The organism is Rhodohalobacter barkolensis (assembly GCF_002834295.1).
Lineage (GTDB): Bacteria > Bacteroidota > Rhodothermia > Balneolales > Balneolaceae > Rhodohalobacter > Rhodohalobacter barkolensis.
This window is the reverse complement of record NZ_PISP01000001.1, coordinates 243431-265298: the sequence shown is the minus strand read 5'-3', so window position 1 is coordinate 265298 and position 21868 is coordinate 243431. Positions and strand designations below refer to the sequence as shown.

The following is a 21868-nucleotide window of genomic DNA, read 5'->3' as shown; positions in this document are numbered from 1 at the left end:
AATTATGTTTGATTACAAATGACTAAAACTTTTTTGGTTTCAGAAGAACAGCGAACTGACTCTGATAGGGTCCCGATTTGATCGTCTGAAGTATTGTGAGGGAATATAACGGCACAAATATTTCCATCAAAAGTTTCTATCAGAAAAGCATCGTTTTTTTGTGCAGATGAAATTTTTCTGTTGGTTAGATGATCAGATATAAGTTGTGTTCCTTCCATACCCAACGGTTGAAAGCGATCACCATCTTTCCAGTGTCGAACCGTTATTGGAAAGCTCACCTTGGATAGATCCGCATATAATCGATTATCTTCAAATTTTCCATCGTATTCCTCAATAGACATTTGATGTCCATAAACAGCTTTTATTTGAGAAAGATCTTCTTTCTTTAATTCGACGGATGCTTTTTTTTCATCACTGATTCTATTCAATGTGATCAAGTCTCTGTCACGAACAAGCTTGTAGTTACTGGAAAGTTGAATCGACTTTCCGGATTGCAACTCAATTAAATTCTCAGAAATTGAGCGAATTGAACTGCTTATATCAATCTCTTTTGTAGCCGATTCAATAAAGTGAACGAGAATGGCAGAACGGATTTTTTCAGGCAATTCCATAAACTGCTCTCTTTTCAGTGATTTCCTATCCATTCTGACAGATTTTAAAATTTCATCTGCCATCAACTCGTACTCTTCAGCTCTGTCCCGAAGTTTTAAAATATTATCACGCCATCCGGGGAAAAACTTCCTCATTTCCGGAAACCAATTATGCCTCAAAAAATTTCGCGCATACGTAGACTCTTCATTGCTGTTATCAATTCTGTATGGGATGTTAAATTCTTCCACAAATTTCAATATCTCCCCTTTCGAAACTTCCAGAAGCGGCCTGAAAAGTTGTTCTTCAATAGGACGGATACCTCTCCAGGACGTCAAGCCTGCGCCTCTTAGCATCCGCTGCAAAATGGTCTCAATTTGATCATCCTGATGGTGTGCCGTGGTAATAAAATCTGCTTGAAACTCTCTTTTCAGATCATAAAATATTTCATACCTGCGCTCCCTTGCCCAAGCTTGAAAATTATTCATAGACTCATTTTCGAGTTTTACTGAAACACATTCAAATTCCCAAAATGAACTCATCTTCTCCACGAGTCGCTGGTCTTTCTCAGAATTCTCTCCCCTAAGCTGATAATTACAATGAACAACCACAGCATCCATTTCAAATCGATGGAGCAGGTAGAGTAGAGCCATAGAGTCCGGACCGCCGCTCACACCAGCGATGAGCTTTAAGGAGTCAGGTAGGTAGCTCTTAACTGATTTTTGAAATGCTTTCGTTACCGATGATGATTCGAATTTGCTCATGTGAATAGGACTTGAGCTCAAGTTTTTCGTTTAACACTAATAACTCACCTTTTTCATTAACTCCCAAAAATTTATATCGACTCTCCATCAGCTCTTTATTTATCTGAAGTCGTACCCAAACTCCAAACCCTATAAGATTTTGGCTGATTTTTTTATGGAGTTCCGGAGAACGACTTTCCCAAAGTTCATAGGTCTGCTCTATCTGAAATAAAATCTTGCTTAAAACTTCCTCTCTTGAATATTGTATACCTGTGATCTGATAAAGTGAAGTCGCACTATTTTTTATCTCATCTCCAAAATCAGACTGATTAATATTAAGGCCAATACCGATTAGCACACGTTCGGGTTTGGGGCCCATAAAAGTGCACTCCGTGAGAATTCCACCAATTTTTTTATCGTTTACATAAATGTCATTCGGCCATTTTAACAAAGCTTTTTCGTTTGTGATGTCACCCAAAACTTTAGCAATAGCAAATGCACACGATAGTGTTAAAAGCGTCAGTCTATCCGGTGAGTTCGGCTTAAATGCTATAGAAAAAGTGAGATTTTCATAAGCGTTCGCCTCCCACTTTTTCGAATGCTGTCCCCTCCCTTTGGTCTGATCGTCTGTCAAAGCAATCATTCCATGATGCAGCTCTTCTTCAGGGATATTCTTCAGGAATGTATTTGTAGAGTCGACCTCAGCCAGGTATTGAAATTGTTTTCCAAGCCAATTTGTAGGTAGCTGTTTGGTAAATAGCCCTGTATCAAATGGCCGACTCATATTCTATTTATTTTCCTGTAATAACTACAGAGTCTTCATTTCCAAAATCGTTTGCAACATATTGGTCTGCTGCGTCATCGTTTTCCCACCTACTGCTATCCAGAAAATATCTGAATCTATAGGTCGTCTCAGGCTTTAAACGCTTCGTGATCTCCCAATTACCTTTCTTATTCTTTGACATGAGATCTTCCGATTCATTCCAATCATTGAAATCACCTACAAGATTTGCACTTTCTTTTGCCCAATCTCCCGGAATTTCAAATGTAACTTTACAAATTGTTCTCTTAGGTGTATATGCTTTACTTACCATTTTAAACGTAATTTCATTCTTGTTGAAAAATAATAATAACTAATCATTTTACCTTTAAAAAGACATCAAGCAGAAGGATAGTCGGCCACTGTAATAATTTATTTAATTTTAAAAGGAAATATAGAATAAATTCCTAAATATTTTAATTATGGAAACGTTTCCCTATTTAAACCTGCTTACCTAAAAGCCTCTAAAGCATTATTCATTCTGTATTTAAATCTTTAACTAATTCTGTCAGACATCAGACAAATCAGCTTCAAAAGATCTAAACAATAATTCATTAACTGCCGAAACCTTCCAGCAGACTTATTACCTCATCAGGAGAATTCGACTCCGAAACATCTTCTGCAAGCTTCTGCATTTCACTAAGACTGTGATTACACAGCATCGATTTAACCTTGGGCAGTGCTGATGTAGTCATACTTAAATTTGTAATTCCCAATCCCATTAAGCAAGCCGCCGCTTTGGGTTTTGATGCCATTTCCCCACATACAGTAACAGGAATCCCATATTGATCGGCACCCTCTTTAGTCATACGAATTAATTTCCAAACAGCCGGATGGAAAGGCTGATACAGAGTTGAAATTTTTTCATTTCCACGGTCAACCGCCAAAGTATATTGTGTTAAATCATTGGTTCCAATACTGAAAAAATCGACCAACTTTGCAAGTCGATCCGCCATTAATGCCACACTTGGCACCTCTACCATTACGCCCAGCGGTAGATTATCATCAAAGTTTGTATTCTCGCTCTTCAGCTCCTCTTTGATTGATGATATATTTTCTTTCAGTTTTTCAATTTCACTGTTACAAGACACCATCGGAACCAAAAGTTTTATCCGGCCCGGGTATTCACCTGAAAGTATATATATCGCCTTCAGTTGATTAGTAAGCAGTTCATTCTGGTCAAGAAGCATTCGAATTCCACGCCATCCTAAAAAAGGATTCGATTCAGTCTCTGCATCTTCAAGCAGTTTATCTCCTCCGGCATCAAAAAGACGAATTGTAACTGGTTTATCGCCGCTCGCCTCTACAACTTTTCGATAGAAATCCAACTGTGCTTCTAGATCAAATCCCGTTTTTTGAAACAGAATGGTTTCTGTTCGAAGTAGTCCAACACCTTCTGCACCATGAGTTTTAATGCGTGGCAACTCTTCTAAAAACTCAACATTAGCCTGAAGTAAAAAATGAGCCCCGCATTTGGTTTTGCTGGGCTTCTCAACAATTTCGAGTTCTTTTTTATAATTCTTTTGCTGCTCCCGCTTCAGCCTTGCGTAATGAACTTCTTCTTTCTCTTTTGGTCTTACAACAACAGTTCCTTCATCACCATCAATAATGATATCTTCACCATTTTTGATGCGTTTATTTTTCCATTTTGCACTAATGATGCACGGAATATCTAACGATTGTGAAAGGATCACTGCATGAGAAGTTAGTCCACCTTTCTGCATCACTACGCCTGCTATATGGCTTCGACTGAGCTCTATCATTTTGGTAGGCGAGATAGCAGTGGCAAATACAACTGAGTTTTCCTCTATACTCTCATCTCTGCTTCGGTTTTTTGCTGCATCTATTAACTGGTCCCTTATCGTCATGAGATCAATCGTTCGATCATTCAACCAGCTAGCGTCCGAATTCTCCATAATATGGATGAATTCGTTCAACGTACTGAAAATAGCATATTCCGCTTCGTAGCGTTCTTCCTTAATTTTTCTCAGAATTGATTTTTTCAGCTCGGGATCTTTAAGTGTTTCAATCTGAGCATCGACAATATCGGCTACCTCACCTTCAGATTCATTCTTCAGATGTTGAAATTCACTTTTAAGTTTGCTGAATGCCCGAGTACACTTTTCAAGGTTATAATCGATATCCTCTTCGTGAATCTTTTCAGGATTTACATCACTATTTCTCTCTTCAAGTATAAAAGCTTTCCCGATTCCAATACCATGAGAAGCGGGTACACCATTAAATTCGATTCGTTCCGTCATAGCAGACTAATGTAGTTCGAATTCGTTTTCAAATAATTGAGATATTTCGTCGAGAGCTTCTTTTTCGTCTCGACCTTCCAAGATGAGCTCCATTTCTGCCCCGCATTCGGCAGCAAGCGTCATTACACCAAGAATGCTTTTCCCATTCACTTTATAACCGTACATACTAATGTAAAAATCTGAATCATATTTTGATGCAGTTTTAACGAGAGCCGAAGAGGGTCGAGCATGTAATCCCGCTTCATTTTTTACTGTAACTGTCTTCTTAACCATTTGACGTAAATATTTCTGATTTGACTACTTTTTGACTTGCACTGCTTTTGTAAATGATATTTTATCTTTAAACGGCTTTTGTAGTATCGAACGTTCGATTATAATAGAATGCGCAGCAAAATCAACACAAGCATAAAATAGTAAAAAGCTGAATCACTTTAATATTTGAGATTAAAGTGTCGAGCTTTACTTACAAATCAGTTGTAGAAAGGAAAATGAATCTATTCAACTAAAAAATTCTAAAAAGAACTCCATTCAGAATAGAAATAAAGAGACTAAAGAAAAGTGCCCACCAGAAATTCCGGATTGTTAATCCTTCAACCAATTTATCAATCATCATCAACATCCAGGCGTTTATTACCCAGATAAAAAGCCCCAGAGTGATAATAGTAAGTGGAAGCGTAAGTATGATAATCAGAGGCTTTATGAACACGTTTATCAAACCCAATAAAATTGCCACCCCAATAGCGGTCAAATAGTTTTTAATCGAAACACCCTCTAATAAGTACGCGCCAAAAAAGATAACAAGACTATTAATTATTAGGATTTTTAACATAGCAGTCAGATTTATTACATTTCTTCACTTTACGCGAGAACACTGAAAAAGTTTTCACTCTATGAAATTTATTCGATACCACGGATTTAAGACCATGTCTGCTGAAGAACTCTATGAGATCTTAAAGTTGCGGCAGGATATTTTTATAATAGAACAGGATTGCATTTATGACGATATAGATGGATTGGATAAACAATCAAACCATCTTCTGCTCAAGAAAAATGATGACCTGGTTGCTTACAGCAGAATTGTTCCGGCCGGTGTCAAATACGATGAACCCTCTGTAGGCCGAATCGTTGTAAATATAAAACTAAGAGGACAAGGTTTGGGGAAGCAGATTATAAAAGAGTCTTTAAAGTGGGTTATCGAAGAGGGAGCAGAAGATGTTCGAATTGAAGCTCAGGCCCATTTAATAAAGTTTTATGAGAGTTTAGGTTTTACGAGTGCAGGTGAAATCTACGATCTGGATGGAATACCGCACGTACAAATGACACAACGATTAGACCAATGATCGTCTCAACTCTTGAACTTCTAAAATCGATCTGTCACTAATTTCTTTAAGTCGGTAAATTGACTTCTCCAGTTCTTCAGAGGGAGGATTCTCACGACCGGCCATTTCTTCAATCTTTTCTGCAAGCTCTGTTGCCTCCTGGATTCCAACATACGTAAATGTTGGTTTTAGCGTATGGGTATTCATTTTAACCTTCTCGTAGTTTTTATTATCTAAATTATCCAGAATTTTTTCCATCATATCTGGAGTCTGTTCCAGAAAAAGATCCAGCATCTCTTTTAGCAAATCATCATCTCCACCGGTAAGTTCTTCAAGGTTTTCAATTTTAAATCCAATAAATTCTTTCGATTCGACCTCTCCTGAAGATTCCTCAGAGTAGTCTTTTGAAATAAAGTTACTGAAGCGTTCATAAAGCTCATTAAATGTAAATGGTTTTGCAATAAACCCATTCATCCCGGCCTTTTTACACTCTTCAATATCCCGATCCAGTACGGAAGCAGTGATAGCAATAACCGGTACTTGACTTTTTACATCATCTTCAAGATTCCGGATTTTTTGGGTTGCTTCCAATCCGTCCATTCCCGGCATATGAACATCCATAAAAATGACTGAATAGTCATTATTTGCTATCATTTCCAGGGCTGAACGTCCATCCTCGGCTTCATCCACTTCTACACCTAGTTTTTTCATCATGCCCTTCACAATTCGTCTATTCACGGTGTAATCATCAACAATGAGAACTTTATATCCCTTAAAATCTGTTTTTTCATCCGCTCCATAAAGTTCATCCAAAGATTTAAAATTCGAGGACGAGTCAACAAGTTCAAAAGGTAGAGTGATAGAAACAGCTGTTCCCTCACCTTCCCGGCTTTTAACTCCTATTTTTCCGTCCATATGCCCTACAAGTTGCCTTACAATCGACAACCCCATACCTGTACCACCATATTTATACGTCGTGTTTTTTGCAGCTTGATTGAAGCTTTCAAAAATTTCACTTACTAACGACTCAGGAATGCCAATACCGGTATCTTTAACCTTAATCTCTAAATGCACTCTCTCATTAACCACCTCCAACTGCCTAACATAGACAGCTACCTCACCGTCTTTTGTGAATTTGATGGCATTTCCGATCAGATTCATCAAAATCTGAGACAGCCGTACCGAATCCCCTATTAATTGTTCAGACACTTTATCCGAAATCACCAGACTTAAATTCAGACCTTTCTGATCAGCTCGATCTTTCATCGTCTCAAAGATCTGCTTTAAGGTTTTGCGAATGCTGAATTTTCTGTTATTCGGTTTAAAGCCGGATGATTTTAAAAAATTGAACTCAAGAATATCATTCACTATAGCCAGCAGATTTTCTGCAGAGTGCTTGATTTCATCTACATAGTTCTTCGAATCGTCTTTTAAACTTGTTGCTTCCAGTAATTGAACAATACCCAAAATTCCGTTCAGAGGTGTACGCATTTCATGGCTCATGTTGGCCAAAAACTTATCCTTCGCATCTTTGGAAGCTTCAGCTATATCCAGTGCTTTGGTAAGTTCACTCTCCCTCTTCTTACGAATTGTGATCTCTTTGATTAGCAGAACACAATAACGGTTTTCTTTTTCTTCAACGGTGAATGACTTTAACTGCGCCCAAAAAGGAGAACCGGAAGCATCAAGGCAGGAGCATTCTCTTTCCAGCAACTCATTATTCTGATAATGAGATAAGATGTCTTCATAGATATTATTTGCAGTAGGTTTCCGGGCTGTTAACTGTGGACGTAAACCTATAACATCCTGTTCAGTTTGTCCGGTTAAAGAGTAGTATGTTTGATTGGCATAAACCGCTTCGAGTTGATCTTTTTGCGGCTTGCAAATCAATAAAGCATCAAATGTATGATTGAGCAGTTTTGCTAACAGTACAGGGTGCTCACTTACAAAGTTATCACGTTCAGTCATCTACACGATTCTCATCATTCTAAAATTGAATGTATTAAAATGTGGTGACCTAAGCTATTGTGAGCCAAATTGATTTTTATTAGCCAGTAAAGACTACAATTGCAATAACTACTAGCAGAGCTACCTTAAAAAGTAAAGTTTTCCAGTTTTTCATCAGAGAACACAAAAATTATTAGAATGGCTTAATGGGACCTTTTTATCTAATTATATTCCCAGCCAAAATCAAGTTTATTTTTTCCACCATCACAACTATTTACAACTTTTTGTAACCGCTGTGTATTTACAAGAGTGTTATCAAAGAAATTTGTTACAAAGATTGTGTCCCTTTGTTTCTAATTCTTTATAAAAAATCAGATTTTCTTTTTTTGCAGACGTTTAGAATTTCCAACAACATTTATGGAGCTCAGTGCCATTGCAATTTCTGCCAACACCGGGTGCATCCATCCCAGCATAGCTACGGGTAGCATGACGATATTGTAGAAAAAAGCCCAAAACAGATTTTGGCGTATTTTCTTAAACGTCTCATTACTCAAATTAATCGCTCTGATAATGGCCTGCGGATTTCCATCAATCAAAATCATACTCCCCGATTCGATGGCTATATCTGTTCCGGTTCCCAGTGCGATACCCACATCAGATTGTGTCAGTGCCGGAGCGTCGTTGATTCCGTCGCCTACCATAGCAACAACTTCTCCCTTTTCTTGCAGTTTTTTGATCACATCGGCTTTCTCATCCGGTTTTACTTGTGCAAATACATCGTCAATGCCTATCTCTTCTGCTATGATCTCTGCTACCTTCTGCTGATCTCCGGTCAACATCACGGTTTTATATCCCATTTGATGAATCTCTCGAACTGTATCGGCGGTTTCCGGTTTGATGGTATCTTTTATTCCGCACAGTGCAACAACCTCATCATCCATTACCAGAAAAATCGTAGTTTTACCGGCTGAATGAAGTGCATCTGCTTTTTCCTGAACCGCCTCAGACTGTTTGATAGAAAATTGTTTAAGTAAGTCAACATTACCGGCCAGAATTCGCGAACCATTCACTATCGCTTTCACACCTTTTCCGGTAAATGATTCAAAATCTTCCGATGTCGGCAGATTTTTTGTGCCTGTATAATTTAAGATGGCTTTACTGATCGGATGTTCAGAGTAGTTTTCTGCAGCAGCGATTATTTTTTTGAGATCTAACTCATCACTTCCAATTTCGAACCAATCCGTAACTTCCGGTTCGCCTTTCGTTAATGTACCTGTTTTATCAAATACAAAAGTTGTGACTTCCTGCAGACGCTGAATAGATTCACCCTTTCGAATAAGAATTCCATTTTCGGCACCCAATCCGGTACCTACCATCAGTGCTGTTGGAGTTGCCAGCCCTAACGCACACGGACAAGCGATAACCAAAACAGCAAGAGCCACAAAAAATGCCTGGCTAACCGGTTCAAGATCTGTGATAATCCAGGGAATAAATGAATCGGCCCAGGTTAAAATGGGACGTAATGTTTCGGGAAAAGCCAGCCAGACCGTAAATGTAATTGCCGTGAGTACTAAAATTACAGGCACAAAAATTGCCGTTACTTTATCCGCAAAATCCTGGATAGGAATCTTGGATCCCTGTGCTTCCTCTACCATCTGGATTACTCGATTCAAAAATGTATTCTCCCCAACTTCTTTTGCCTGTACACGAATGGAGCCTTCTGTGTTTATCGTACCCCCAATAACTTCATCCCCTTTTTCTCGAACTACCGGCATCGACTCTCCGGTAACCATAGACTCGTCAACAGAACTTTTACCATCTACAACTTCCCCATCGGTTGGGATGGTTTCACCGGGACGAACTATCATGACATCCCCTTTTCTCAAATCACCGATTTCTATCTCCTCTTCAACTCCGTTTTTGATAATACGGGCTGTTTTGGCCTCCAATGTCAAAAGTTTGGTGATTGCGTCAGATGCTCGTCCTCTCGCTTTTGCCTCGATATATCGCCCGGTAAGATGAAACGCCATGATCATAGAGGCAATTCCGGCAAAACTGTAGAAAGGTGACTGAATCAGTCCGAGCATAAAACCCAGCGACACCAACCCTGTTATCAGAGACGCGGTTGTACCCAAAGCAATGAGGACATCCATGTTGGGAGTTAAATTTCGGGTGGAAAGTATAGCGCTTCGGATGGTTTCAAGACCCGGTCCGAATAGAACGTAACCCGCTCCAAGTACCATAGCCACTTCCATTACAAGATGTGAGGTGAAGTGAATACCCAGCACCATGCTGAGAAACATCCATATCATTAATGGAACGGTAACCACCCAACTCCGCACCATTTTCTGTTTTGCAGCAGAAAGTTTTTTCTCTTCTCTCTCTCGCTTCTGCTCTAACTTATTAACTTTTTTTTTTGCTGCTCAATCACTTCATAACCGGCATTTTCGATACTCTCTTTAATTTGATCGATCGATATTTGCGAGCTGTCAAAGTCTACAAAAGCCTTTTCTGCGGCTAGATTCACATTTGCACTTACAATGCCATCCTGCTTTCGAATCGCTTTCTCTACCGCCGAAGAGCATCCTGTGCAGTGCATACCGCCAATTTGAAAGGTTACCGACTCACTTTTAGGCTCCTCAACTTCATATCCGGCATTCTCAACGGTTTCGCGTATCACTTCAAAAGGAAAGTTATCTCCCTCAACTTCAATCTCTGCGCTTTCGGTAGTGAGTTGAACATTAGCATTTTTAACACCTTCAACCCGGCTCAATACCTTTTCAACGGAGTTGACACAACCCGCGCAATGCATTCCATTTATTTGAATACGCTTTTTCATAATACTCTACCTTTTATGGATGATCGGTTTTACCCGATTTTTTCTTTGTTTAATTTTCTGATAACAGTATAGAAAGAGATAGGACGTTACGTGTTATACAGCGAGCAGAGAGATGTGTAATATTTTTGGCTAAATTTGATCCAAAGTTTTCCGGGCTGATTCTCCTGACTTTCGATACTCAGTAACCGTCATGCCGGTCACTTTTTTGAACTGATTGGAAAGATACTGCACACTGCTATACTTCAGTTTCCAGGCAATTTCACTGAGTGTCCATTTCCGAAAACCAAGCAGCTCTTTCACCCGCTCTATTTTCATCTCAATAAGATGAGTTTCAATCGTATAACCGGTTTGATCGGAGTAAACTTTACTAAGGTAGGAGTAGTTATAGTTTGTTTGTTCTGCAATAAAGATGGAAAGTTTGTCCGGCATCTGTGAATTCTCGAGATGATCAATATACTTGACTAAAGCAGATTTCACGTCATTAACCAGTTCCGTTTCACGATCAAATATGAGCTCAAACCCTTTTGCCTGAAGCCGTTTACTAAACTGATCCAGTTCTGACTCTGAGAATTTTTTTTCCAACTCAACAGATCCAAGTTCAACACGAGCTTCAGGAATATCCATCCCCGACAGAATATCCGAAACGGATTCAACACAACGGGGACAGACCATATTTTTGACTGACAATTTCATAAGTAGTTACAACGAACTCGAACTTATAAGATTACATTCGCTATTCAACGGTAACGCTCTTCGCCAGATTTCTGGGTTGATCCACATTACACCCTCTGTTCACGGCAATGTAGTACGAAAGCAGCTGCAGCGGTATTACCGTAAGAAGCGGTGAAAATACATCAAACGTTGAGGGAATTGAGATGGAGTATTCCGACAGCTCTTTTACATCACTGTTCTCTTTATTCATAATGGAGATAATACGTCCTTTGCGCGCTTTTACCTCTTCAATGTTCGAGATCATTTTGTCATTAGTATGAGTAGTGGCAGCAATTACCACAACCGGCATCATCTCATCAATGAGGGCAATCGGTCCGTGCTTCATCTCCGCAGCCGGATATCCTTCAGCATGAATGTAAGAGATCTCTTTCAGCTTCAACGCACCTTCCAGTGCAACCGGGAAGTTATAGCTCCGTCCCAGATAGAGAAAGTTGGGTGCATACGTAAACATCTTAGCCATCTCTTTGGTATCATCATCACACTCCTTTAAAATTTGATCCACTTTATCAGGAATGGCATTCAGTTCTTTGATATACTTCTTCGCTTTTTTATTGTCGATATGTCCCTTTTTAATACCGAGAGCCAGTGCCATCATTGTCAATACAACAACCTGAGCAGTAAATGCTTTCGTTGAAGCAACTCCGATTTCCGGTCCGGCATGGGTAAAGACACCCGCATCGGTTTCCCTGGATATTGTTGAACCGACCACATTACAGATACCCAAAACCAAAGCGCCACGCTCTTTGGCTTCACGGAGTGCTGCAAGTGTATCAGCTGTTTCTCCACTTTGAGAAATTACCAGCATCACGTCCCCTTCACCAATCAGTGGATCGCTGTATCGAAATTCAGATGCGTACTCAACCTCAACGGGTGTTTTTGCCAAATATTCAAATAGGTACTCACCCACCAAGCCTGAATGCCAACTGGTTCCGCAGGCAGCAATTATAACTCGGTTTGCGTTAGCCAAATCGTCCATTACATCTGCAATACCCCCCAGTTGTATGGTTCCCTTATCGGGATCAATACGCCCCCGCATACAGTCAGCCATTGATCTGGGTTGCTCAAATATCTCTTTCAGCATAAAGTGAGGATAACCCGCTTTCTCAATCGCTTCCAAACTGATTGCCAGTTCATGAACCTCTTTCGTCAGGCTCACATCATCAATTGTCTTAACCTCATAACCGTCACGCTCTACAACCGCCATTTCACCATCATCCAGGTATACTACCTTATTGGTATACTCAACAATGGGTGATGCATCCGAAGCAATAAACATCTCATTATCGCCAACTCCCAAAAGAAGAGGAGAGCCTTTTCGGGCGATGTAAATCTTTTCCGGGCTATCCAGATTTACAATTGCAAGACCGTACGTTCCCACAATCTGCTTTAAGGTGAGGCGAATGGCTTCTTCAAAAGTCACATTCTTGGAAGTTGTATAAATCTCTTCAATGAGCTGAGCAATAATTTCAGTATCAGTCATGCTCTTAAACGTCCGGCCTTTCTCGGTCAGAGATCTTTTTAGTGATCCGTAGTTTTCAATAATTCCATTGTGAACAACGGCAACTTTACCGGATTCACTTAAATGTGGATGAGAATTTACATCATTGGGCTCACCATGAGTAGCCCAGCGTGTATGACCAATACCAATATGGCCTTTCACACTATTCTCCAACACTTTCTTATCCAGGTTGGCTACTTTACCCTTGCCTTTTTGAATGTTTAACTCTCCATTCATGATGGCAATTCCGGCAGAGTCGTACCCTCTATACTCAAGCCTTTTTAACCCTTTGATTAATACTTCAGCGGCGTCTCTATCACCTACATAACCTACTATTCCGCACATAGTCTATAACTTTTTATTGATCTTATTATAACTGATAACTATTAAATCAGTTTTACTCTTCTATTTTATCCATTATGTACTTTTTTAAAATGTACATAATATTCATAACGTCTGATTGAAATTAATTTGTTATTTAACATTTTAGAAAACGTCAAGACAACAAATCAGAATTCCCTGCAAAAGGAAAACAAAATATAATGAAATTACAATACTCCCTTTTTGAAGATCACTTCATGGAAAATTTCCATCCACTCACTCTAACCCGGCCGGTATACGATTTAAGAGTTGGGATTTTCACACTTGCAGAAAAATGGAAATACGCTCTCGGTTTACCTGTTGATTCTGCATTGAGAGGACCTATCCGTCAGCACCTTTCCGGAGTATTTGAATTACCTGAAATAAAGAAAGAACATGACGCGGTTTTATGGATTAATCCGCGATTCATCCCGAATGTACAGTTAATTGAACAGATAAAGCAGTTAGAAATTTCTCAGGGATTAACCTGTAACGACTCGCTTATTGCTGCACTAATATCCACCAAAGAGCACAGTAAATGGGAGAAATCCGGGATTGATCAAAAAGCATTAGAGACTTCTGAAATAAAACCCGACGGAAATACAATTGTTAAAAATATCTGGGAATTGTTTCAGTTAAATGGCAATGAAATTCGAAAGGATCTGATCTTATCAAAAAAGATCGCCTACGGTGAAGAGAAAATTTACCCCAATACCTTATTTGTTAAGCCTGAAAATATCTACATCGATGAAGGCGCTTTAATTGAGCCGGGTGCTATGCTTATCGCTGATAAAGGTCCTATTTACATCGGTAAAAATGCTCACGTAATGGCTAACTCAGTCGTTCGCGGACCCTCAGCAATTTGTGAAAAATCGGTTGTTAAAATGGGAGCTAAAATTTATGAAGACACAACAATCGGCCCGGTTTGCAAAGTAGGAGGCGAAATCTCCAATGTTATTTTTCACTCCTATTCCAATAAAGCCCACGACGGTTATGCAGGAAACTCTGTATTCGGTCAATGGGTAAATCTCGGTGCAGATACGAATACATCAAATCTCAAAAATAATTACAGCACTGTTAAAGTGACCGATTGGAGTTCCGGTAAACTTGTTGATTCCGGGCAGCAGTTCATCGGGACAATTATGGGAGACCACAGTAAAACAGGCATCAACTCTATGCTTAATACGGGAACACTTTGTGGTGTGTGCTGCAATCTCTTCTCTGACGGTTATCCACCAAAGTATATCCCCTCTTTTAGCTGGGTAAGCGGACATGACATCGTGCCTTACCATTTTGAAAAGGCGATAGAAGCAATGGGAAAAATGATGGAGCGCCGCAGTGTTGAACTTACTCCCGCATATAAAAATATGATGAAGGCTCTGTTCGACTCTACCAGCTTTTAGTGATAATATACTCGCCCCAATAGGGGTTTCCCCGTTCGCGATGGTCTATATAACAGTGCACATTTTTTAATTTAATGATACTATGTTAAATCGAATTACCGATTCATCTCGATTTGGGTTATATCTTGGATTCATTCTTTTTCTCATCTTTCTATTCCTTCCGGCTCCTGAAGGGTTAGACGAGGCTGCCTGGCGAACGGCTGCAGTTGCTATACTGATGGCTACCTGGTGGATCTCTGAAGCCATTCCCATTGCAGCTACATCTTTGATTCCCATCGTCCTGTTTCCCGTTCTCGATATAGCACCTATTAGCGATGCAACAACACCCTATGCAAATCCGCTGATATTTCTTTTTATGGGTGGTTTTATCATTGCCATTGCAATGCAAACCTGGGGTCTACACAAGCGAATTGCCTTAAACATTGTAAATGTTGTGGGTGTTAAACCTTCGTCTATTATTATTGGATTTATTATTGCTTCTGCATTTTTAAGTATGTGGGTAAGCAATACAGCAACTGCGTTAATGATGCTGCCTATTGCCGTTTCTGTCCTTCAATTTGTGGGTAACAAGAAAGATGATGCGGCTCCAAAAGTTACAAATTTTGAAATTGTACTCCTGCTTTCCATTGCGTACGCTTGCAATATTGGTGGAATTGGAACACTGATAGGAACTCCTCCGAATGCACTCTTAGCAGCCTTTATGCTGGAAAACTACGGTCTTGAAATCAGTTTTGCCCGCTGGATGATGATTGGTGTTCCACTTGTTCTCTTACTTCTTCCCATTATGTATATCCTGTTAAGTCGGTTCATCTTCCCTATTAAAATGAAAGAACTGCCGGGCGGTAAGTCGATCATTCTGAATCAGCTTGAAGCACTTGGGAACATTTCCAAACCTGAATTTCGGGTAGCCATTATTTTTACGACTACTGCCTTTCTATGGATATTCCGTCCACTCATTTCAGAATTAATTCCGGGACTGTCGGATGCCGGCATTGCAGTTACTGCAGGGGTTGTACTGTTTTTGATTCCTAATGGTAAAAATTCGGGTGGAAATTTACTGCAATGGAGTAATTTACGGGATTTGCCGTGGGGTATTCTCATTCTCTTTGGAGGGGGCTTGAGTTTAGCCTCTGCTATCAGTTCAACCGGCTTAGCGGCATGGATTGGTCAGGGCGTAAGCGGGCTGGATGCACTTTCTATTATCTTCCTTCTCTTTGTTGTAATTATGATTGTGGTATTCCTCACAGAGATTACCAGTAATACAGCTACCGCAGCTGCTTTTCTTCCAATTCTAGCATCTTCTGCAATTGGAATAGGACAGAATCCAATGCTCTTCGTAATTCCTGCAGCCATAGCTGCCAGTTGTGCATTTATGTTGCCGGTAGCCACACCCCCAAATGCCATTATATATGGGAGCGGAAAAGTATCCATTCCTCAAATGGCGAAAGCAGGGATCTGGCTTAACATCATTGTATCTGTCATTCTAAGTATTGCCTGCTACACTTTATTCTCATATGTATTTGGCATAGAAATTGGCATCATCCCCGATTGGGCTCAGTAAATTGGCATGAATATACTCTTAGCTTTTACGTTCGCTTTACTCTTCCAGGTTGCACCTCAAACCGTTGATAAAAAGAGTCCGATCAACATTCAAAGACTAAGCTCTCCGGTTACGATTGATGGGATACCTGATGAGCCCGCCTGGCAGGAGATTAAACCTTTCCCCATGCAAGTATATCAACCTGTTTATGGTGGTGAAATGTCGAACAGAACCGTGATAAAGGTTACTTATGATGACAAATATCTATACATAGCCGGCGAACTGTACGATTCCGAACCGGAAAATATTGTTGCCAACACGCTCTATCGAAACCGGTACAGCGGAGATGAGACATTTGCCATCATACTTGACTCTTTTAACGATAATGAAACCGCTAAATGGTTCTTTGTCACACCCACAGGAGTTCGGGTAGATCAGCAGATATCCAACGACTCTGAAGGCGGCAACTCTTTTAATCGAGACTGGAATACACATTGGGATGCTGCAGCTGAGATAACAGAGGATGGTTGGTTTGCGGAAATTCGAATTCCATTTTCAAGCCTGGGATTTCGAGAAGTTAACAATGAAGTGATCATGGGACTCATCACGTACCGGTGGGATGCTCGTCGAGCCGAGCGACACATCTTCCCTGATATCGCCCCAGAATGGTCACGGGGGTTTACAAAACCATCGCAAGCCCAAAAGGTGCGTTTTACAGGAATTGAATATGAAAAACCGGTCTACATTACCCCTTACCTATTGGGTGGATTTGAACAGTCAAACTTGTTGAATACATCCGGCGATGCATATCAAACCGGCACTGATTATGTAACTGAAGCCGGTCTGGATATCAAATATCCAATAACCGGAAATATGAACCTGGATTTGACGCTGAACACCGATTTTGCCCAGGTTGAAGCTGATGAAGCTCAAATAAATCTTAACAGAACGCCGCTTTTCTTCCCCGAAAAAAGACAATTCTTCCAGGAGCGGTCAGACATTTTTGATTTCAATCTTGGAGGCAATAATGCACTTTTTTACAGCAGACGAATTGGTCTTGAACAGGGTCAACAGGTTCGAATTCTGGGAGGGCTACGACTGGCCGGCAGAACAGGAAAATGGGATGTCGGTGTTTTAAATATGCAAACCGACCGTTTAAACTCAATTGATCAACCTGCTGAAAACTTCGGGGTTTACCGGATGAAACAAAATATTATCAATCAGAATTCTCATGCGGGAGGAATGGTAACAAACCGACTTGGATTTGATGGGAGCTACAACATCGGTACCGGTTTTGACCTGCTCTATAATTATACCAGAAATCACTTTCTGGATTTCAAAACAGCCACTACTTTTGATAACAGAACCGGATCGAACCTGTTTGATCAATCCATCTTCAGAGTAAATTTATTAAAGAGATCATCCACCGGTTTTTACTATGATTTTTCATTCATTCGGTCCGGCGATCAATATCTACCTGAAATTGGCTTTAATTCTCGTTTCGATTACACCCAGCTCAATCTGGAACTGGCCTACGGATATTTTAATGATCCTGAATCCTCCATACGAATTGTAAATCCATCTCTCGAAGGTTCTGCATTTTTAAGAAATGAAGATCAATCGATCGAATCTATAAACATCGAGCAGTCTTGGGAAATCGAACTTAAGAACGATACAGAATTTGAGCTTGCCGGAGGTTTATGGTATGAGGATCTAAGACTGCCACTGATTTTCAGCGATAATGCAACGGTTGAGACCGGAAGCTATACATTTTATGGAGCCGAGGCATCATACCAAATGTCCAATTCCCGTCAGGTCAGAACATCCATTTCCGGGCAGGCTCGAACATTTTATGATGGCTATCAATACTCCTTTACTTTTTCTCCGGCATGGAATGCTTCAAAACACTTTGAAATAAGTGCTGATGCAGAGTTGAACTATTTAAGTTTCCCGGACAGAGATCAAACCGAATATCTTCATCTGTTCAGAGTACGATCGATTGCAGCTTTAAATACACATCTTTCTCTGCAGGTTCTTTCTCAATACAATCATCTTGCCAGGCAGGTAGGAACAAATGCAAGGTTTAGATATAACTTCAGTGAGGGACACGATTTTTGGGTTGTATACAGTGAGGTATCAAACCGCGAACTGAACAGGATTACTCCCACCCTTCCACGGTTTGAAAATCGAACAGTACTGATTAAGTATACCTACACTTTTTACTAGTCATCAGATTAAAATCCAGTTTATTCCTCTGGATTTATATCGGCAACCGATCAGTCCACACACTGCATGGAGTTCAGGTTATTGAGCTTCGTCAAGCGGTCAATTGTATAGGGCACGTTGAAAGCGTGTGTCCAGCCAAAAATTCGAAGTCCGTTCGAATAAGCCCAGATCGGTAGTCGTCCGCGGAAAGACGGACCCTCACCTGCAGACGGTAAACGGCTAATATCCTCCAGATCGACTGCAAGCTCTCCCTGATTATCATACGATAAAACAGGTTGGTCCATCTCATCAACCGGCAGATAGCGTGACCGATAGCAAGCTTCTTCGATATACTTCTCCTCACCGGTCAGATCGTATCCAACAATCAGTGCATGAATGCTAGACAGGTAGGATTCCATATCGTGATCGTACGGAGGATTGTTATATAGGCTTCTGGCATTAGTCACAAGAGCATTCTCCAGGTCTGGGCGGTCAAACATTTGTAAAACCTTACTCAACCCGTGAGAGATATAATTTTGGGAATAACCGTACCGGTCAATAACTATCCTGCCACCCTGTGTTTTCTGCAGCCTGAGCATTCTGTCAATACGATCGTCCAGTTCTTCCAGGTAAACTTCATCTTTCGTAGCGTCATAAAGTTCAGCTAAATTCCAGATCGAAAGATATAATCTGCGGCCGGTTAAACCATGTCCTCCAAAAATGCGTCGCACATAATAATCGCCTGTTAATCGGGCAACATCCAAACCACGGTGATATCCATCCAGGTAATAAGACGCGATCCAACCCGGAACCCAAACATGTGCCGACAGCATAGAAACCCACTGCTGATTTGCATGACGCCTTCCCATCCCTACATACTCGTTAATTTCGTCCTGCATTTCTGACTCATTCCAGTCCAACGAACGGTTCGTATCGCCACGATACCAGTTAGGTCTTGGCCAGTGAGTATTATCCACATCCATCGTATGGCGGCTCATCGCTTTTGCCATTTCATACATATCAATGTCAGCTGTTCTCATAAACTGCATCCAGTACTGAAAATCCATCGCCGGCTCATTATTTGCCCACTGAAACCAGTTGTTGTTAAAGTAGTAATTTCGAACATCCCCATAGTCAAACATACCATACCATGGCTCCCATTTTTGATTGAAGAGCATCCATTCATATTTGTAATCCAAACTCTGCTCTAATTCATCAAACTGTGTTCCTGTTCCGGCAAACTGGCCGTATACTCCCGAGCGGCTATACCATTCTGCTCCGGCATGAGCGACGGGTGGATTAACCAAGCTTAAAATTTCAGATCTGACCGATTCAGCATTCAGATCTCCGGAATGGAAATTGAAAACCACCTCCGTCGTTTTGGTCAAGCCCTGGGCGAAGTTACCCACCATCCCGCCATCAGGTTCCGTATTAAATCTTGCGAAGCTCATTGGTTCTTCGTTTGGCGACCAAGTATAGGCGTGAAGCGTTCCGGATTCTGTGTTTACATTCAGCTCGTTTGGATACTCTTCTACCATATTCTTAAGAGCAACCGTTATGCCAGTACGGCCATCAGATAAAGACATCCAACCTTCAGATTTTTCTCCGGATTTTAAAATTCCATCTCCCCGAATTTCAGCAACAAACCCATCAATCCTGTTATCTTTATCAGACACGGGTGCGGGAGAAAGCCTGGCCGCTTCGGGACCGGTTTGAAAAACGGATATGGTTCTTTCACGTCCCACTCGGTGATCTATGAAGTCGGTATCCCCATCTTCGTACCATTTACCGGTTTCAAGTGCCGATTTTATGTGTAAATCGTTTTTCAGCTGATACTGGAGACCAAATCCCGCCGACGCAATTCTGTCTTTAGGTTGTGTTAGACCTTCATCTTCTGATCGAGCCTCTTCATCCACAAGAAGTTCAGTTTGAGTAGCAATATCTTCGTGCTGTTTACCATTCAAAGACTCACTCTGATCCGGTTTTCCGGTGTAGGTGATAGTATGCAGTACTTTAACATACGATTTTCCGGCATAAGCATGATAATAGGTTACAAACGGGGAATTTTCGTGATCATCCCTGTCATATACATATTCGCCTTCAACGCGAAGAATAGCGTGCATCGGACCTGAACCTTTTTCTATAAAATGCTGATGAATTACAGCTCTTGAAGTGTCGATGCCGGCATCATCCATCAAATCAAAAAAGGTCCCTCTTTGCTCCAGTTCGGTAGCAACAATATGTTCATCACTATAACCATCTTCTTCCGGATTATAGTACACACGGTCGATAAATCCTGAACCGTCTTTATCAATTCGAAATTTGAGCGGACCGGTCTCAATCTCAGCAAAACCATTTACCCTTTGATTGTTTTTAAACATGATTGGGGAATCGGTAAATACGCTTTGCCGCACTTCATCACCATACTCAACAGTATACTCATCCGATTGGTCAGCAAAGAAAAATATCCAAAGCCATTTCACACTGTCATCAGCCGGCAGCCAGTTGGTTACTTCCGTTGTCTGAATCGCAATTTCCTCTCCGCTTTCATTCAAAACACGCACATGATCCGGTGATTTTAGTTCACCTTTTTTAAAAGGGATCCCAAATTTTACGGGAGCCCCATCTTCGGCCTGCTGAACTCGTACAGTTACGGAATTGGACGGATTAGTCCAGGTAAAAGCCACCTGTGAATGAACAAATACAATAAATAAAGTTAATGTGAGAAGTTTCCTGATCATTTTTCCGTGTGATTAACATTAATATGGTTGGCGCAAAGTGCTGCGGCACCTAATATTGCAATATGTTTAGTTTTGGAAATTGTGATTTCAACATTTTTCAGTGAGTTGGTGAAACCAAAACTTTTCAGTTCCTGCTCGAATCCTTTTTGAAATAGTGGAAATGTTTGACTGACAGATCCGCCTAAAATTATTGATTCCGGATCATAGGTATAGAGCACAATTTTAATTGCTTCGGCTACATGTTTACCAAACTCCTGAAAAAGCTTCTTTGATGGGCTGTCGTTATTCATCGCTTTTTCGTAGATCTCTTCTCCGCGAACACCAACCAGCCGGGTAAAAAACTGACCGCTGCAGTAGTGTTCCAATATAGACTGTTTGTAAGGAATCATGCCGAATTCTCCGGCTCCGCAATTTCTGCCTTCGTAAAGTTTGCCATCAATAATAATACCACCTGCAAACCCGGTACCGATAATGATACCGATCATATTCTTTTTCCCCTTTCCATTCCCAAACATCCATTCACCAAGTGCAAAACAATTTGCATCGTTATTCAGGTAAACCTGTTTTCCGGTCTTCTCTTCAAGAAGGTCTTTGAGGTGCACTTTTTCCCAACCGGGTATATTCTGAACATCGTAAACGATTCCCTCGGCAGAGTCGACTACACTGGGCACGCCAATGCCAATATGTTCTGCCCCGTCATCTACTGTTTCAATCATCTCACCCATTTTATTCAGGATGGACATCACAGATTTATCTTCGGGTAATTGACAGTTTTCTACCTGAACAAGTTCACCACCTTGAACTAAACCAACCCTGATGTTGGTGGCTCCAAGATCTATTCCTATAGCCGTCTGATTGATCATAAAAACACT

The 21868-nt window shown here is 40.7% G+C and carries 17 protein-coding genes; 4 read left to right on the top strand and 13 right to left on the bottom strand.

What is annotated here, in order from left to right; genetic code table 11:
• Positions 1 to 2: 2 nt before the first annotated feature.
• The 6 genes from tilS to CWD77_RS00975 form a co-directional block, all read right to left on the bottom strand.
• A complete protein-coding gene (tilS, locus tag CWD77_RS01000) occupies positions 3 to 1352 on the bottom strand; it encodes a tRNA lysidine(34) synthetase TilS (RefSeq protein WP_101071352.1) in 1350 nt (449 codons plus the stop codon).
• A complete protein-coding gene (locus CWD77_RS00995) occupies positions 1300 to 2115 on the bottom strand; it encodes a biotin--[acetyl-CoA-carboxylase] ligase (RefSeq protein WP_101071350.1) in 816 nt (271 codons plus the stop codon). The genes tilS and CWD77_RS00995 overlap by 53 nt, the downstream gene beginning before the upstream one ends.
• A 7-nt stretch (positions 2116 to 2122) precedes the next feature.
• Positions 2123 to 2425: an isoamylase early set domain-containing protein gene (locus tag CWD77_RS00990; RefSeq protein WP_101071348.1), complete on the bottom strand. Its 303-nt coding sequence runs from the start codon at positions 2423 to 2425 to the stop codon at positions 2123 to 2125.
• 280 nt (positions 2426 to 2705) lie between these two features.
• Positions 2706 to 4412, bottom strand: a complete 1707-nt coding sequence (gene ptsP / locus CWD77_RS00985) for a phosphoenolpyruvate--protein phosphotransferase (RefSeq protein WP_101071346.1) — start codon at positions 4410 to 4412, stop codon at positions 2706 to 2708.
• 6 nt (positions 4413 to 4418) lie between these two features.
• On the bottom strand, positions 4419 to 4685 hold the full coding sequence (locus tag CWD77_RS00980) for an HPr family phosphocarrier protein (RefSeq protein WP_101071345.1): 267 nt from the start codon (positions 4683 to 4685) through the stop codon (positions 4419 to 4421).
• A gap of 229 nt (positions 4686 to 4914) precedes the next feature.
• A complete protein-coding gene (locus CWD77_RS00975; RefSeq protein WP_101071343.1) occupies positions 4915 to 5241 on the bottom strand; it encodes a phage holin family protein in 327 nt (108 codons plus the stop codon).
• A 61-nt stretch (positions 5242 to 5302) separates the two neighbouring features.
• On the opposite strand from CWD77_RS00975, the gene CWD77_RS00970 reads away from it, so the two are divergent.
• Entirely contained in the window at positions 5303 to 5752 is a 450-nt protein-coding gene (locus CWD77_RS00970; RefSeq protein ID WP_240596583.1) for a GNAT family N-acetyltransferase, read from the top strand.
• On the opposite strand, the gene CWD77_RS00965 is transcribed toward CWD77_RS00970, so the two are convergent.
• The 5 genes from CWD77_RS00965 to glmS all read right to left on the bottom strand — a co-directional run bounded on the left by CWD77_RS00965 (position 5741) and on the right by glmS (position 13092).
• Positions 5741 to 7699, bottom strand: a complete 1959-nt coding sequence (locus CWD77_RS00965; protein WP_101071341.1) for a PAS domain-containing hybrid sensor histidine kinase/response regulator — start codon at positions 7697 to 7699, stop codon at positions 5741 to 5743. The genes CWD77_RS00970 and CWD77_RS00965 overlap by 12 nt on opposite strands.
• A gap of 350 nt (positions 7700 to 8049) precedes the next feature.
• Positions 8050 to 10023, bottom strand: coding sequence for a copper-translocating P-type ATPase (locus CWD77_RS00960; RefSeq protein ID WP_101071339.1), 1974 nt, complete (start codon positions 10021 to 10023; stop codon positions 8050 to 8052).
• A 50-nt stretch (positions 10024 to 10073) separates the two neighbouring features.
• Complete coding sequence (locus CWD77_RS00955) at positions 10074 to 10517, bottom strand: heavy-metal-associated domain-containing protein (RefSeq protein WP_101071338.1); 444 nt, start codon at positions 10515 to 10517, stop codon at positions 10074 to 10076.
• A 129-nt stretch (positions 10518 to 10646) separates the two neighbouring features.
• Complete coding sequence (locus CWD77_RS00950) at positions 10647 to 11210, bottom strand: helix-turn-helix domain-containing protein (protein WP_101071336.1); 564 nt, start codon at positions 11208 to 11210, stop codon at positions 10647 to 10649.
• A 40-nt stretch (positions 11211 to 11250) separates the two neighbouring features.
• On the bottom strand, positions 11251 to 13092 hold the full coding sequence (gene glmS, locus CWD77_RS00945; protein WP_101071334.1) for a glutamine--fructose-6-phosphate transaminase (isomerizing): 1842 nt from the start codon (positions 13090 to 13092) through the stop codon (positions 11251 to 11253).
• 197 nt (positions 13093 to 13289) lie between these two features.
• On the opposite strand from glmS, the gene CWD77_RS00940 reads away from it, so the two are divergent.
• The 3 genes from CWD77_RS00940 to CWD77_RS00930 all read left to right on the top strand — a co-directional run bounded on the left by CWD77_RS00940 (position 13290) and on the right by CWD77_RS00930 (position 18276).
• Positions 13290 to 14510 (top strand): putative sugar nucleotidyl transferase, encoded by a 1221-nt coding sequence (locus CWD77_RS00940; RefSeq protein ID WP_101071333.1) that lies wholly within the window; start codon positions 13290 to 13292, stop codon positions 14508 to 14510.
• Positions 14511 to 14592: 82 nt separating this feature from the next.
• Positions 14593 to 16071 carry an SLC13 family permease gene (locus CWD77_RS00935; RefSeq protein WP_206017919.1) on the top strand — a complete coding sequence of 493 codons (1479 nt, stop codon included), beginning with the start codon at positions 14593 to 14595 and terminating at the stop codon, positions 16069 to 16071.
• 6 nt (positions 16072 to 16077) lie between these two features.
• Positions 16078 to 18276, top strand: coding sequence for a carbohydrate binding family 9 domain-containing protein (locus CWD77_RS00930; RefSeq protein WP_101071331.1), 2199 nt, complete (start codon positions 16078 to 16080; stop codon positions 18274 to 18276).
• A gap of 50 nt (positions 18277 to 18326) precedes the next feature.
• On the opposite strand, the gene CWD77_RS00925 is transcribed toward CWD77_RS00930, so the two are convergent.
• Together CWD77_RS00925 and CWD77_RS00920 are read right to left on the bottom strand one after the other, a co-directional pair.
• Positions 18327 to 20996, bottom strand: coding sequence for an exo-rhamnogalacturonan lyase family protein (locus CWD77_RS00925; RefSeq protein ID WP_101071329.1), 2670 nt, complete (start codon positions 20994 to 20996; stop codon positions 18327 to 18329).
• Positions 20993 to 21859: an ROK family protein gene (locus CWD77_RS00920; protein ID WP_101071327.1), complete on the bottom strand. Its 867-nt coding sequence runs from the start codon at positions 21857 to 21859 to the stop codon at positions 20993 to 20995. Before CWD77_RS00920 ends, CWD77_RS00925 begins: the two co-directional genes overlap by 4 nt.
• Positions 21860 to 21868: the final 9 nt, after the last annotated feature.